At 45.1% G+C, this 15,627-nt stretch carries 12 protein-coding genes; 10 read left to right on the plus strand and 2 right to left on the minus strand.

Annotated features, from left to right (window positions below; translation table 11 throughout):
• The first annotated feature begins 11 nt into the window (after window positions 1-11).
• The 5 genes from accD (at window position 12) to QFZ80_RS04110 (ending at window position 4,618) form a co-directional block, all read left to right on the plus strand.
• The gene (gene accD / locus QFZ80_RS04090; protein ID WP_307548613.1) at window positions 12-878 is read left to right on the plus strand and encodes an acetyl-CoA carboxylase, carboxyltransferase subunit beta; all 867 of its coding nucleotides are present in this window, start codon (window positions 12-14) and stop codon (window positions 876-878) included.
• Window positions 868-1,842: an acetyl-CoA carboxylase carboxyltransferase subunit alpha gene (locus tag QFZ80_RS04095; protein ID WP_307548612.1), complete on the plus strand. Its 975-nt coding sequence runs from the start codon at window positions 868-870 to the stop codon at window positions 1,840-1,842. The genes accD and QFZ80_RS04095 overlap by 11 nt, the downstream gene beginning before the upstream one ends.
• The gene (gene pyk / locus QFZ80_RS04100) at window positions 1,835-3,589 is read left to right on the plus strand and encodes a pyruvate kinase (RefSeq protein ID WP_171691116.1); all 1,755 of its coding nucleotides are present in this window, start codon (window positions 1,835-1,837) and stop codon (window positions 3,587-3,589) included. Before QFZ80_RS04095 ends, pyk begins: the two co-directional genes overlap by 8 nt.
• A gap of 154 nt (window positions 3,590-3,743) precedes the next feature.
• A complete protein-coding gene (locus tag QFZ80_RS04105; RefSeq protein WP_307548610.1) occupies window positions 3,744-4,208 on the plus strand; it encodes an acyl-CoA thioesterase in 465 nt (154 codons plus the stop codon).
• A 14-nt stretch (window positions 4,209-4,222) separates the two neighbouring features.
• Window positions 4,223-4,618, plus strand: a complete 396-nt coding sequence (locus QFZ80_RS04110; protein ID WP_307548607.1) for an FxsA family protein — start codon at window positions 4,223-4,225, stop codon at window positions 4,616-4,618.
• Window positions 4,619-4,642: 24 nt separating this feature from the next.
• On the opposite strand, the gene ytvI is transcribed toward QFZ80_RS04110, so the two are convergent.
• A complete protein-coding gene (ytvI, locus tag QFZ80_RS04115) occupies window positions 4,643-5,779 on the minus strand; it encodes a sporulation integral membrane protein YtvI (RefSeq protein WP_307548604.1) in 1,137 nt (378 codons plus the stop codon).
• A gap of 194 nt (window positions 5,780-5,973) precedes the next feature.
• Between ytvI and QFZ80_RS04120 the strand changes: the two genes are divergently transcribed.
• The gene (locus tag QFZ80_RS04120) at window positions 5,974-8,106 is read left to right on the plus strand and encodes an RNA degradosome polyphosphate kinase (RefSeq protein WP_307548602.1); all 2,133 of its coding nucleotides are present in this window, start codon (window positions 5,974-5,976) and stop codon (window positions 8,104-8,106) included.
• Here QFZ80_RS04120 and QFZ80_RS04125 read toward each other — a convergent pair.
• Window positions 8,072-9,607, minus strand: a complete 1,536-nt coding sequence (locus QFZ80_RS04125) for a Ppx/GppA phosphatase family protein (RefSeq protein ID WP_307557400.1) — start codon at window positions 9,605-9,607, stop codon at window positions 8,072-8,074. The two genes, QFZ80_RS04120 and QFZ80_RS04125, sit on opposite strands and share 35 nt — an antisense overlap.
• 301 nt (window positions 9,608-9,908) lie before the next feature.
• On the opposite strand from QFZ80_RS04125, the gene citZ reads away from it, so the two are divergent.
• The 4 genes from citZ (at window position 9,909) to QFZ80_RS04145 (ending at window position 15,436) form a co-directional block, all read left to right on the plus strand.
• On the plus strand, window positions 9,909-11,021 hold the full coding sequence (citZ, locus tag QFZ80_RS04130; protein WP_307548599.1) for a citrate synthase: 1,113 nt from the start codon (window positions 9,909-9,911) through the stop codon (window positions 11,019-11,021).
• Window positions 11,022-11,371: 350 nt separating this feature from the next.
• Entirely contained in the window at window positions 11,372-12,670 is a 1,299-nt protein-coding gene (icd, locus tag QFZ80_RS04135; RefSeq protein WP_307548598.1) for an NADP-dependent isocitrate dehydrogenase, read from the plus strand.
• Window positions 12,671-12,722: 52 nt separating this feature from the next.
• Window positions 12,723-13,664, plus strand: coding sequence for a malate dehydrogenase (mdh, locus tag QFZ80_RS04140; RefSeq protein ID WP_307548597.1), 942 nt, complete (start codon window positions 12,723-12,725; stop codon window positions 13,662-13,664).
• A gap of 197 nt (window positions 13,665-13,861) precedes the next feature.
• The gene (locus QFZ80_RS04145) at window positions 13,862-15,436 is read left to right on the plus strand and encodes a DNA-binding protein (RefSeq protein ID WP_307548593.1); all 1,575 of its coding nucleotides are present in this window, start codon (window positions 13,862-13,864) and stop codon (window positions 15,434-15,436) included.
• Window positions 15,437-15,627 lie beyond the last annotated feature (191 nt).

A 15,627-nucleotide genomic window follows, 5' to 3' on the forward strand; every position in this document is an offset into this window, starting at 1 on the left:
GAGGTGGAAATGTGCTAAAGGATTTATTTCAAAAGCGTAAATATGCAACGATTCCTTCCGAGAAAACAAAACGGGATATTCCCGAAGGTTTAATGAATAAATGCCCGAAATGCGGTACGATCCAAACGAGCAAAGAGCTTGAGAAGAATCTAAAAGTCTGTACAGCTTGTGGCTATCATTATCGGTTAAGCGCGCCCGAACGTATCCAATTAACGCTCGATGAAGGTCAGTTTTTGGAATACGACGCTGACATGATCTCCGAGGATCCTTTGGAGTTCCCTGACTACGTAGATAAATTAGATAAAGCGAAGAGCACAACGAAATTACAAGATGCAATTATGACCGGTGAAGGTACGATTGGTGGCTATCCGGTTATTGTTGCGGCTATGAGTTTTGACTTCATGGGTGGATCACTAGGCTCCGTTGTTGGGGAAAAAATAACCAGAGCGGTTGAAGCTGCAACTCAAAAGAAAGTTCCAATTATCATTTACTCCACATCAGGTGGAGCTCGTATGCAAGAAAGCATTCTAAGCTTGATGCAAATGGCGAAGACAAGCGCTGCTTTGTCCAAGCTCGGCGCGGAAGGCGGATTATTTATTTCTATTATTACAGATCCGACTTTCGGCGGCGTATCTGCGAGTTTTGCTATGCTAGGCGATATTATTATTGCTGAACCGGCTGCACCATTTGGATTTACAGGCCGTCGTGTTATTGAGCAAACGATTAAACAGAAGCTGCCGGACAATTTCCAGACATCTGAATTCAATCTCGAGCATGGTCAGCTCGACAAGGTCGTGAGCCGTAAGGATATGCGTCCTACGTTAATCAAGCTGTTAGACATGCACGGAGTGAAGGGGGAGGCGACTTATGGCGGGTGAAATGCCGTTTGAACAGCCGCTGGCGGAACTAAAGAAGAAGATTGCGGAACTGCGTACTTTTGGCGCAGAGAAGCAAATTGACTTTTCAGAGGAAATCCGCCGTTTGGAAGAAAGATATGTTGAACTCGAAGATGAGCTTTATGCGAATATGTCTTCTGCTGAGAAAATGCAGTTGGCTCGCCATCCGCAAAGGCCAACAACGATTGATTATATTGGAACCATTTTCACGGATTTCATAGAGTTTCATGGCGATCGCCTTTATGGGGATGACCTTGCGATTGTAGGTGGACTAGCTAAATTGAACGGCATTCCGGTTACGGTTGTCGGTCATCAAAAAGGGAAAGATACGAAGGACAATATTGCTCGTAACTTCGGTTGTCCGCATCCGGAAGGGTTCCGTAAAGCGCTGCGTTTGATGCGTCAAGCGAACAAGTTTAAGCGTCCTATTGTGACGTTTATTGATACCAAGGGGGCATTCCCTGGGAATGCTGCAGAAGAGCGCGGCCAAGGAGAAGCGATTGCCAGAAATTTACTGGAAATGGCCTCTTTTCGTGTGCCGATCATCTGTATTGTTATTGGGGAAGGCGGCAGTGGTGGCGCACTCGCGTTAGGTGTAGGTAACAAGGTATTAATGTTGGAGAATGCTATCTATTCGGTTATTAGTCCCGAAGGCGCGGCTTCCATCTTATATAAAGATGCTTCCAAAGCTTTACACGCGGCAGAAGCCATGAAAATTACTGCGGATCATATCTTGGAGCTTAAAGTGATCGACGGTATTATTCCAGAGCCTAAAGGTGGCGCTCACCGGGATTTAGCAGCACAAGCAGAATTGATCAAAACAGCTATCTGGGAACAGCTTCAGCATTTGCTAAGTATGAACGAACAGGAGCTGCTCGAGGACCGTTACCGCAAATTTAGAGAGATCGGCCGGTTCACATTCACTCAGGAGGGAAACCATGCGTAAAACGAAAATTGTCTGTACCATTGGACCTGCAAGCGAATCACAAGAGAATTTGAAAAAACTACTAGAAGCGGGAATGAATGTTGCCCGTCTTAACTTCTCCCACGGAGATTTTGAGGAGCACGGCGCACGTATCCGCAACCTACGCGCTGCATCCGCTGAGACAGGCAAAGTAGCAGCTATTTTGCTTGATACCAAAGGACCGGAAATTCGTACGGGAAAATTGAAAGAAGAGCCTATTGAGCTTGTTCAGGACAAGCACATCATTTTGACAACAGAAGAAATCTTGGGTGATGCAGATCGTATCTCAGTTACATATTCGAATCTGCCGCGGGACGTTGCTGTTGGATCTACCATTCTAATCGATGATGGTTTGATTGGCCTTTCGGTTGTTGATATTCGTGGAACCGAAATCGAGTGCCGCATTGTTAATGGCGGAACGATTAAAAGTAAAAAAGGCGTTAACGTACCAGGTGTGAAAATCAGCCTTCCGGGTATCACGGAGAAAGATGCTAATGATATCGTCTTCGGTATCGAGCAAGGCGTAGATTTCATCGCGGCTTCGTTCGTTCGTAAAGCAAGTGACGTTATGGAAATTCGTGAATTGTTGGAAAGACACAATGCTTCACACATCCAAATCATAAGTAAAATCGAAAACCAAGAGGGCGTTGACAACTTAGACGAAATCCTTGAAGTATCCGATGGTCTGATGGTTGCTCGCGGGGATCTTGGGGTTGAAATTCCAGCTGAAGATGTTCCTGTTGTTCAAAAACAAATGATCAAAAAATGTAACATCGTAGGTAAGCCGGTTATTACAGCAACGATGATGCTCGACTCGATGCAGCGTAACCCGCGTCCAACGCGTGCTGAAGCAAGTGACGTAGCCAATGCGGTGTTTGACGGAACGGATGCTGTTATGTTGTCCGGTGAAACCGCTGCTGGTAAATATCCAGTTGAGTCCGTGCAAACGATGGCTCGTATCGCTGAGCGTGCGGAAGCGGCTTTGGAATATAAAGAAATTTTCCTTCGTCAAGCGCAAGCGCAGCAAGTTACTGTAACTGAAGCGATTTCTCAAGCGGTAGCTAACTCAGCTTTGGAGTTGGGTGCGAAAGCGATCTTAACAGCTACGGAAAGTGGATATACAGCTAGAATGGTATCCAAATACCGTCCGAAATCACCAATCATCGCAGTTACGCCTAGCGAGCAAGTCATTCGCCGCTTATCCCTTGTATGGGGTGTAATTCCGGTGATGGGCGTGCAAGCAAAAACGACGGACGAGCTGTTCAACCTTGCGGTAGAAAGCAGCATTAAAACGGGGATCGTATCTCTAGGTGATATCGTTGTTATTACGGCAGGTGTACCTGTTGGTCGCTCCGGAACAACGAACTTGATCAAGGTTCATCACGTAGGTGAGATGATTGCCAAAGGAACAGGTATCGGCATGCAAACAGCTACAGGTATCGTTGTAACGGCTCGTACACCAGAAGAAGCGAATGCGAAAATGGTAGACGGTGCAGTACTTGTAACGGTATCGACGGACAAAGAATATATGCCAGCTGTACAAAGAGCTTCAGCGTTGATTACCGAAGTGGGCGGAATCACTTCCCATGCGGCAGTAGTCGCTTTAAGCCTTGGAATTCCTGTAATTGTAGGCGTTGAGAACGCAGTGGAATTAATCAAAGATGGCACAGAAGTTTCTATCTATCCAGAAGTTGGCGTCATCTACTCTGGTCAAGCGAGCGTTCTGTAGGTATAGCAAAGAGTGAAGCGATTATTAGGCTTCACTCTTTTTTTATTTTAATAGCACTTCTAAAACAAAACGAGTACACATTCGGCATTACCCATCCCTAGTCCTAGCTGTGTTATAATTGTTCTAAGACTTGTTATTGGAGGAATACATCATCATGACTCAGGAGCGCTGGCATCAGCATCAGTTTCGTGTGAGATATGAAGAAACGGATCAAATGGGGGTTGCGTACCATGCCAACTATTTGACGTGGTTCGAGATTGGGCGGACCGAGCTTATCAGGGAGCTTGGTTACCCATACCGGCGAATTGAGGAGAAGGGGCTGTTGCTGCCGCTTGTTGAAGCGGAGATTAAGTTCAAGAAGCCTGCTCGTTATGATGATATGGTTTGCGTGAACACGCGAGTGATTGACATGAGCAGTGTTCGGCTCCATTTTGCCTATGAAATTCGTAAAGTTTCGGAAGAAATGATGACGCTAACCGTAGATTCGGCTGCACAACCTACCGGGGAATTACTTGTGACGGGTGCAACTCATCACGTTTGGGTGAATCCTTCTTGGAAGCCAGTACGTATAGAGAAGGAAGCGCCAGAATTATGGCAGCTGTTAGCTAAGTATTCATAAAAGGGGCTGAGCTTATGTTTCGTATTATTCTTGCCATTTTTATTCTAGTGCCTGCCATAGAAATTACGCTTCTACTTACTCTTGGGCATTTTGTAGGCGGCTGGACAACATTCGCGCTAATTATTATAAGCGGCTTCCTTGGTGCCTATTTCGCCAAGCGGGAAGGACGCAAGGTGCTGGAGTATGCCAAGTTTGAGTGGTCTCAGGGCCAACTGCCGGCACAGCATTTGTTAGATGGAATCTGTATTTTCATCGGAGGCATTTTGTTAATTACACCGGGATTTATCACGGATATTTTAGGATTTCTACTTGTTTTTCCTTACACGAGACCGATCTTCAAGGTTATGCTGCTTGCACTGATTCAAAAGCAAATCGGCAGAGGCGGAATCAATATCATAAAGCGTAGATAAAGAAGAAAGGCTCGGTCACCCCGCCTATTTGGGAGGAACCGAGCCTTTTTGTATGTAAGCCGCCAAATCATGAAAGATTCTTGCGCGATAGAACGCAGCTATCAGAATGAGAGTCACAGGTCCCACAATAAGCCCGAGGAGTCCGAATAGTTTCAATCCAACGAACATGGCGATTAACGTAGCCAGAGGGTCTAATCCGACTGAGGAGGCGAGCACCTTAGGTTCCATAATCTGTCTGGCAATCACGATGACGCCATACAGCACACTGAGGCCGATTCCGAGAAAAAAGTCTCCTTGCGCAAAGAATACATACAAGATCCAGGGCACCATGACCGCACCTGTCCCCAAATAAGGCATCAGGTCTGCTAAGCCTGTTAATAAGCCGATGGTAATGGCATAGTCAACGCGCAAGACCAACAAGCCAATGATGACCACAAGAGCGGTTAGCGAAACAAGAATCAGTTGGGCGCGCATGTAGCCGAACAGTGCTTTTTGCAAATCGGTCCGAATCAATTGGGTAGTCTTCACGATCATGTCGGAGAAGATCCCTTTATACCGTTTGATAAGCTGATACCAATCTTTACTAATGAAAAAGGTAGCGAGCATAACAATAATGGTGATGGTTGCGATATTCGGCAAAGAAGTTAGAAATCTTTTCAAAGTATCAAATACATAGCCAATAATGAACTTACTCACGTCGGCAATGGAGCCTGCTGTCGAAGATAAATTGTTGTTGACAGTTTCTTGATATTTCGGGTTATTTTCAAAAAAATCATTAATACGTTCAATCCAATCCTGGAAAGCTGTAGAATTAATGAAAACATTGAATTGCTCCACCCAGCGGTTAATCTGAATCTGCAAGGTATCCGCAAGTGAACCTAATTCTACGACTATATTCGCGACAAGTAAGGTTATGGCTGTAACCATGACACCAAGAAATAACAACATGGATAAGGTCACGGCAAGCCAGCGCGGCAATTTTACCTTGAATTGGAAGAAGTTCACAAGGGGATTAAGCATAAGAGCTAGAATCCAGCCGAAAATAAATGGGTAAATCAGTGGGATTACATAGTAGAAAGCGAGTCCAATTAGAACAATAATTAGTGCCACCCAAATGCCCCTGAAAATCTGGTGAACTAAACGTGGATTCAGGATACCCATGATTTTTTTCTCTCCTTGTTTCAAGTCTTTTCATTGTAACATGATCATGGATAAATACGGAAATAACATCACCTTTACAAAATCTTCATATATTAAAACAGGGGATTCTGCATTGTCGGTGTAGAGCACGCATAGTACAATGAAGATATAAATGGCACAGATAGAAAACATATGAAAATATAAGTGGAGGCTTTATGAGTATTGCGCGCGAACCTGATTTGAAGGAAGTTAAAGAGCTCAAAGAAGTCAAGGAAGTCAAAGAGATTTCGACCAAGTACTTAAATCGGGATTTAAGCTGGATCGAGTTCAATTGGCGTGTTCTGGAGGAAGCACAGGATGCGAGCACTCCACTGCTTGAGCGTGTGAAATTTCTGGCAATCGTATCCAGTAATCTTGATGAGTTCATGAGTGTTCGTGTCGCAGGACTGAAGGATCAAATCAAGGCTGGGTATACCAAGAAAGACTTTACAGGCTACACCCCTGCCGGCCTTATTAAACGAATTATGAAGCGTACTGCCAAAATGGTAACAGAACAGTACAAAACGTATCGTGAAGTAACGAGACTGTTAACCAAAGAAGGCATTGTGTTTACGGAATTTGAAGATTTGAATACGACACAGAAAAAAGCCATGGATGCTTACTATCATGATATTATTTTTCCAGTATTAACGCCGATGGCTGTGGATCAAAGTCGTCCATTTCCACTTGTACATAATCAATCTGTCTATTTAGCCGTCTTGCTTGTGCGAGAAGGGGATGATCCGGATGATGAGCCTTATTTTGCCATCGTTCAAGTACCGAGCAATTTATCCCGTTATATTCCCGTGCCAACACGGCCAAATAGCAAAAAAACAGAATTTATTCTTATTGAAGAATTGATCGAGCATCATATAGAATCGCTTTTCAGTGGATACATTCCGATTTCCGTTCATGGGTTCAGGGTGACCCGAAACGCCGATTTAACGCTGAATGAAGAAGGGGCGGAAGATCTGCTTGAGGAGATCGAGAAGGAGCTTAGGCGCAGACGCTGGGGCTCTCCTGTTCGACTTGAAGTACAAGAGGGCATTCATCCTTATGCACTAGCACAGCTTCAGGAAGAGTTCGAGATTGAAGAACAAATTTTTGAAATTGACGGTCCGCTGGACATCACCTACTTCATGAAGCTGGCCGGTACGTTGAATGGCTATGAAAATCTTCGCTATCCGCGTATTACAGCCAAATACCCCATGGAATTTGAGGATACGACTGACTTCTTCGAGGTTCTAAAGCAAAAGGATGTATTGGTACATCATCCCTATGAAACGTTCGACGCAGTAACGGACTTCATCATCCATGCAGCCTACGATCCGAAAGTGCTCGCGATCAAAATGACATTGTATAGAGCGAGTGGAAACTCGCCGATTATTCAAGCGTTAGCCCGAGCCGCGGAGTCCGGGAAGCAGGTTACGGTAGTTGTCGAGCTGAAAGCCAGATTCGACGAAGAGCGGAATATTGCATGGGCAAGAATGCTTGAAAAGTCAGGCTGTCATGTGGTTTATGGACTTGTTGGGCTCAAAACGCATGCCAAGATCACACTCGTCGTTAGACAAGAAGAGCAGACTCTCCGCCGATATGTCCATGTGGGAACGGGTAATTATAACGACAGCACAGCCCGTCTTTACACAGACGTAGGGCTATTCACTTCAAATAGTGTGATTGGAGAGGATGCCTCCGCGCTTTTCAATGAAATTACTGGCTACTCTGCGCCTCATGATTGGCAGTCATTCGCAGTGGCTCCTACGGATTTGAAGGATAAGCTCTTCGAGCTTATCGAACGTGAAGCTGAGCACGCTAGAGCGGGCAGACCAGCCCGAATTATTGCAAAAATGAACTCATTATCCAATCAAGAGATGGTAGATGCCTTGTATGCGGCGTCGCAAGCAGGTGTGAAGATTGAATTAATTATTCGCGGCGTATGCTGCTTACGTCCAGGGGTGCCTGGGATTAGCGAGAATATTACGGTTCGGAGTATTGTAGATCGTTTCTTGGAGCATTCCCGCATTTATTATTTCGAAAATGGCGGATTAGTTGATGTTTATTTATCCTCAGCCGACTGGATGACACGTAATTTGACACGTCGTATTGAGTTGATGTGCCCGGTTCTTGATCCGGAAATGAAGAAAGTGATGATTCAAATTCTGAATGTCACCCTGCATGATAACGTCAAAGCTAGAGAGCTGATGCCTAACGGGATGTATAGTCGCATAAAAAATGAACTGACCCCTTATCGGAGCCAGTTCGAGGCGATGAAAATTACTTCTTGGAAAAAACTCCGGCTTGGGTCTTAATCCTCAGCCCCCAGATTTTTTCGAAATCTTTGCTGATAGCCGCGAGTTCCTTTAGCTCCATAATGGGGTTGTGGATACATAACAGCTTGAGTGTTAAGGTCGATTCGGTTTTCGTTATTTGCAGCTCTTGAACGGGCTGCGTCTCACTTTGATCCAAAGCCATTGCTAATTTAAGCAGTGTACCTAACTTTACAATTAATGCCGCGTCGGATTCCATCAAAAGATCCTTGTAAGCTAGGACTTGTTGGTGGGTCCGGCTTTTTGTTTTGTAAGTTGCAATGAAAGAGCAAATGATAATTTCTCGATGACTGAGACCGTCGATTTGAACCCCAGTCATCATGTATTGTGTATGTTTGAGGTAATGATAATAATGGACGCTGGCTCCAATTCGATGCAAGAGGGCAGCGGTATGCAAGTATCTTTGGCTTCGATCTTCCGATTCGGGCGAAGCAGTGAGCGTATGATAAAGCTGCATGGCGAATTTATCTACGTGAGAGGCATGCTTCACAGCGGCGTTCGGATGGAGCAAAAGTAAATTATTGATACTTGCTTCTAGAACATCCTCCTTGATTGGGTGCTTAGGATCGAATGTTTCATAGAAGAGGCCATCACGAAGTCCTGATCCGCTGATAATGCACGCTGATGAACCTGCTGCTTCGAATATGGTGTCCATGATGATTAGTCCCGGAACCATAATATCTGCACGCTCTTTGGAGAGACCATCTATTTTTTTTCGTTTTTCCAAAGGCATGCCGGCTAACAATAGGAGGAAATCACGAAGCTCCCCTGGTTTCAGCGTATAATTGTGGGCAAGCTGAAGCGAGTATTTGCTGCGTTTTTGGCTTATTTTGCCAAGGGTTCGAATTGTTCCGCCTAGACCAATCATAGGCAGATTGGGAGAACCGGCAATCCAAGGATGAGCCGAAATCGCATCTTCAACCATCCGACGAATATTGCCCATTTCCTGCTCGGCCAGATTCCCATTTTTCGTAAATTGGCGTGTTGTGTTCACCGCACCGAAAGGAAAGGAAACGCTGTGCAGCAGTTTCCGGTTACGAAGCAATGTGACTTCCGTGCTTCCTCCGCCAATATCAATGATCAAGCCGTCCCGTATATCGATGGTATTGATTACGCCTAAATAGCCATATCGAGCTTCCTCAGTTCCACTCAATACTTCAATTTGAAGTCCGGTCTGTTCCTGGAGAATTCGCACAATTTCAGCTGAATTGGCCGCGTTACGTATGGCTGCCGTTGCTACAGCCCTTATGGTCTGAACTTCATGAACTTTGCATAGCAGAGCGTAGTGGGATAGAATGGGGACAATAGAAATAATATCTTTGCTATGTAAAATGCCATCGGAACCGATGCGCTCGCTGAGTCTAGCCGAATCCTTATGCTCACTGACAACACGGTATGCCCCAAAGGCATTAATTTCGTAGATAACGAGTCGAATCGAGTTGGATCCGATATCAATGATGCCGATACTTGTGCTGCTGCTCATGTATTTGCTCCTTTTTCAGAGAAAAATCACTTTTACTTTGCCTACATTGTATCAATCACAACACGTCTCGACAAACTTTTGCTGCTAGGGTTGCATAATTCGATGAAATTAACAAAAACTTGTATCGTGTATTTTGAAGAAATGGCTCAATAACAGTGGTGGTTTCCGCCAAAAAGATTCTTTATGATAGTGATAATGAAGTTTTATGTCTGCTTTTGTTCACTTACTAAGCAAAATACTTTATTATTAAGTTAGGAAAAAAGCAATTTTTTGCTAATAGAGTAGCTAAGGAGAGATTCCCATGTCTGCAACCAAAGGTTTAGAAGGAATTGTAGCCACGACCTCGTCGATCAGCTCCATTGTAGATGGTGTGTTAACGTATCGCGGGATTGATATTGATGACCTCGCAGAAAATGCGACATTTGAAGAAGTTATTTATTTGCTTTGGTTCGGCAAATTGCCTAACCAAACTGAGCTTGAGAAACTGCAAAGCGACCTGAACGCTTACAGCAAGGTGCCTGATGCGGTAATCAACCAGATCAAAGCATTCCCGAAAGATGTTAATTCCATGGCTGCTCTTCGTACAGCAGTATCGGCTCTTGCTCTGTATGATGATGAAGCAAACGATTTGAGCCCTGAATCCAATGTGCGTAAAGCGATCAAGCTGCAAGCACAAATTCCTGGCATTATCGCAGCTTTCGCTCGTATCCGTGAAGGTAAAGAACCTTTAGCTTCCCCAGGATATGCTTCTGTTGCTGCTAACTTCTTGTACCAACTAACAGGTAGCGAACCAGATAAAATCGCTATCGAAGCTTTGGACAAAGCATTAGTTTTACACGCTGACCATGAGCTGAATGCTTCAACATTCGCTGCACGCGTTACTGTTGCTACATTAACAGACATCTACTCCGGTATTACTTCAGCGATCGGCACGCTCAAAGGACCTCTTCACGGCGGTGCGAACGAAGCTGTTATGGCGATGCTGGAAGAGATCGGTACTGTAGAGAACGTAGTTCCTTACATCAACGATAAATTAGAGCGTAAAGACAAAATCATGGGCTTTGGACACCGTGTTTACAAAAATGGAGATCCGCGTGCGAAACACTTGCAAAAAATGTCCTATGAGCTTGGTAAACTAACTGGCAATCTCAAATGGTACGAAATGTCCATTAAAGCAGACGAATTGGTTACCAGCCTCAAAGGCTTGAAACCAAACGTTGATTTCTACTCAGCTTCCGTATACACGACGTTGGAAATCCCACGCGACTTGTTCACGCCGATCTTCGCGATCAGCCGTACATCAGGTTGGGCTGCCCACATCTTGGAGCAGTACGAAAACAACCGTTTGATCCGTCCTCGTGCTGAGTACACAGGTCCGGTTAACCAAAAATACATTCCAATTAGCGCTCGCTAATCGGCATACATGCAGGCTCAAGGTGCGGGCAGTTCGGTACCCAGCTTCAGGGACTTCGACTTTCCTGGGCGTACCGCAACTCCCGTCACTTTTTGTGTGTTTACCTACATACTTCTACGGTGACGAGTTAAACTTGCTTTAAAAGTGCCTCGTTACACCTAGTAGCTAAGTGGAGTGCTTGGCAGTGCCTGAAGAAACGTAGTGTCCGCCTTTAGAATCCTGTCCATACCATAAAAGAAATTCAATTGGACAGGATGATAACAGCGGTCGGAAGGCATTGCCAAAAGCACGCAACGTAATGCGCCACATGTTCACGAATAATTTTATACAAATCTAAGGAGGAACTTATCATGCCACAATTCGAATCCTACGAACTACCAAAAGAAGGTCAAAAAATTACCATCGAGAATGGTGTTCTGCAAGTACCTAACAACCCAATCATCCCTTACATCGAAGGTGACGGTACAGGTCCTGATATCTGGGCTGCTTCCGTACGCGTTCTGGATGCTGCAGTTGAGAAAGCATACAAAGGCGAGAAAAAAATCGCTTGGTACGAAGTTTTTGCCGGCGAGAAAGCTTTTAACAAATACAACAGCTGGTTACCTAACGATACATTAACAGCTATGCGCGAATACATCGTGTCCATCAAAGGACCTTTGACAACGCCAATCGGCGGCGGTATTCGTTCCCTGAACGTTGCACTTCGTCAAGAATTAGATCTTTACGTATGTTCCCGTCCAGTTCGTTACTTCAATGGTGTTCCATCCCCAGTTAAGCGTCCTGAGTTGGTTGACATGGTGATCTTCCGTGAAAACACAGAGGATATCTACGCTGGTATCGAGTGGGAAGCTGGTTCCGACGCTGTTAAGAAAGTTATCAAGTTCCTTCAAGACGAAATGGGCGTTAACAAAATTCGCTTCCCAGAAACTTCAGGAATCGGCGTTAAGCCAGTATCCTCCGAAGGTACTGAGCGTTTGGTACGCGCTGCAATCGAGTACGCGATCAAACATGGCCGTAAAACGCTAACTTTGGTACACAAAGGCAACATCATGAAGTTCACAGAAGGCGCGTTCAAAAACTGGGGTTATGAGCTTGCTGAGCGTGAATATGCGGACAAAACATTTACATGGGCACAATACGATCGCATTAAAGAAGCAGAAGGCGCAGAAGCAGCTAACAAAGCTCAAAAAGATGCAGAAGCAGCTGGCAAAATCATCGTAAAAGATGCAATTGCTGACATCGCGTTGCAACAAGTATTGACTCGCCCAACTGACTTCGACGTAATCGCAACATTGAACTTGAACGGTGACTACCTGTCTGATGCACTTGCTGCACAAGTTGGCGGTATCGGTATCGCTCCAGGAGCAAACATCAACTACTTGACTGGTCACGCGATCTTCGAAGCAACACATGGTACAGCTCCTAAATACGCTGGTCTTGACGTAGTTAACCCAGGTTCCGTAATCCTATCTGGCGTTATGCTGCTTGAGCACCTTGGCTGGTTGGAAGCGGCTGACTTGATCTACAAAGGTTTGGAAACATCCATCAATAACAAAACCGTAACTTATGACTTTGCTCGTTTGATGGAAGGCGCGAAAGAAATCAAATGTTCCGAGTTCGCGAACGAAATCATCAAAAACATGGCTTAATTTTTTTTGAGAAAAGTTGATCTACTAAAAACTATTAGGAGGTACATCTCAAATGGCAATTCGTCGTAATAAAATTACCGTTGTCGGCGCAGGTTTCACGGGAGCAACAACTGCTCTTATGTTAGCTCAAAAAGAACTAGGTGACGTTGTTCTTCTCGACATCCCGCAACTGGAAAACCCTACAAAAGGGAAAGCGCTCGACATGCTCGAAGCAGGACCGGTACAAGGATACGATAGCCAAATCACGGGTACTTCTAACTATGCGGATGCTGCTAATTCCGATATCGTCATCATCACTGCAGGTATCGCTCGTAAACCGGGTATGAGCCGCGACGATTTGGTAAACACGAATGCAGGAATTGTGAAATCCGTTTGTGAGAACGTGAGAGAAGTAGCTCCTAATTCCATCGTTATCATCTTAAGTAACCCAGTTGATGCGATGACTTACGTAGCATTCCAAGCACTTGGCTTCCCGAAAAACCGCGTAATCGGTCAATCCGGCGTACTCGATACAGCTCGTTATCTGACGTTCATCTCTCAAGAGTTGAATGTATCCGTTGAGGATGTTAAAGGGGTTGTTATCGGTGGCCACGGCGATGACATGGTTCCACTCGTTCGTTACACATACGCTGGCGGCGTGCCAATCGAGAAGCTGATCCCAGCTGATCGTATTGAAGCGATCGTTCAACGTACACGTACTGGCGGCGGCGAAATCGTTAACCTACTTGGTAACGGTAGTGCATACTACGCACCAGCGGCTTCCCTTGTGCAAATGACAGAAGCAATCCTTAAAGATAAAAAACGTATCATCCCAACCATCGCTCTTCTTGAAGGCGAATATGGTTATGACAACCTGTTCATGGGCGTTCTAACTGTACTTGGTGCTAACGGTATCGAGAAAATTCTTGACATCGAGCTGACTGAGGAAGAGAAAACAGCTTTGGACAAAACGGCAAACTCTGTTCGCAACGTAATCAAAGTTGTAACAGGTTAATAAGCTTTGGATGAAGGATCAATTACCTATGCGAATAGGTGGTTGGTTCTTTTTTTGTTCATTTTATTGTGGCGATGCACAATTTTTTGTTAATTTTGTAAATTGTTTTCCAACTACTATTCCCGCCTAATGGTCTATGCTACGATAGGCATAGGCCAGCATAATTGGCTAAAAAATCCATGGGATGGTGGGATTTGATGTTGAAGAAAAGCTTGCTAGGAACAAGAAATTGGAGAAGACTCTGTTTAACCGCAGCATTATCCGTATCATTACTAGGCATTGTTCCACAAGCTTTTGCGGAAGGTCCGAATGACCCCGCGCCATCGATAACGCCGACAACGGCGAATGGCAAAAAGGTGCTGTTCGACAATACGCACGGTCAAACGGCAGGTGCAGCTGATTGGGTTATTGACGGCGCTTTCTCTGATTTTGCTAACGCTTTAGGAAATGCAGGCTATTTTGTAAAAGAACTGCGTAAGAGTACAGCCATTACACTCACTGATTTATCAGCGTATGATGTGTTCGTTGTTGGTGAGGCTAACATTCCATACAAGACATCTGAACAAAGTGCCATGCTGCAGTATGTGCAAGGCGGCGGCAGCATCTTCTTCATTGGTGATCATTACAATGCAGATCGTAATAAAAATCGTTGGGACGCTTCGGAAGTATTCAATGGCTTTCGCCGCGGCGCGTGGACCAATCCAGCTGCGGGTATGAGCACAGCAGAAGCAGCTTCGGCAGCCATGCAGGGTGTTGCAAGCTCTGATTGGTTGTCGGCCAATTTCGGTGTGAAGTTCCGTTATAACGCCTTAGGTGATATTACAGCGAATAACATCGTGAGCCCATCTCAGGCTTTTAACATTACGAGTGGTGTCTCCACGGTCGCTATGCATGCAGGCTCGACTTTGGCGGTTACAGACCCGAACAAAGCCAAAGGTATTGTTTACCTGCCAGCAACGACGACGAAGTGGGCTAATGCTGTGGATCAAGGGGTATACAACGGTGGAGGTGTAGCAGAAGGTCCTTATGTCGCAGTTTCCAAAGTGAGTGCAGGCAAAGCCGGTTTCATTGGCGATTCCTCACCAGTTGAAGATGTAACGCCAAAGTATAAGAGGGAAGAGACAGGCGGTACGAAAACTACGTATGCGGGATTCCAAGAGCAGAATGATGCTGCTCTTTTAGTAAATATGGTGAACTGGTTGGCAACCAAAGAAAGTTATACAAGTTTAACGCAAGTGCCAGGCCTTACATTGGATTCAGCAACTACACTTTATTCATGGGAGCAGCCGGCTAATACGACTGAGCCGCAGGCCGAGCCTTGGGCAGCACCTGCAGCTGGTTATAAGTGGTGGGATCCTTCAACATTTAAGGTAGGATCTTACGGATATAGTTCCGCCACGAATACGACAGATCCATTTGCTTTTGTCCATCAAGCGCAATTGCCTAATCAGGCTGTTTTTCAAGTGAAGATTATTCTAAATGGGCTAGCAGCAAATTCAACAACATCCGGCTATAATATTGGTATTTATAATAGTTCAGGCACCCAGGTCGCTAAGGTTCAAAATAGCAATGGGACATGGCCTTCCACCTACGGTTACAGCACGAGCTTCTCATTAACAGCTGACGCAACCGGTCATGCGGAGAAGATTGTGAGTATTCAAATTAACCCGAGCGTTACGGGTTCTGCTAATATGCGATTGAGGCAAAACACGACTGCTAAATTTACAAAGGCAGTTACCATTGCCAACGTTCCAGCTGAGCCACTGCCTTAAAAAGTTAAGCTAACAGGCCATCTGATGGATTCAATAGAAAGTGAAAATAACCCTGCGCGCTCATTATCATGACGAGTTCGTTGGGTTATTTTTTCTTTTCATGAGGGGATTACTAGAATTAGTCACAGTTATGTGTAGATATAGTGAATTAGTGGTATTCATGGGATCGCTTTCTTGTCGGGACTGTTCAA

The sequence above is a fragment of the Paenibacillus sp. V4I7 genome (genome assembly GCF_030817275.1).
In the GTDB taxonomy this organism is placed as follows: Bacteria; Bacillota; Bacilli; order Paenibacillales; family NBRC-103111; genus Paenibacillus_E.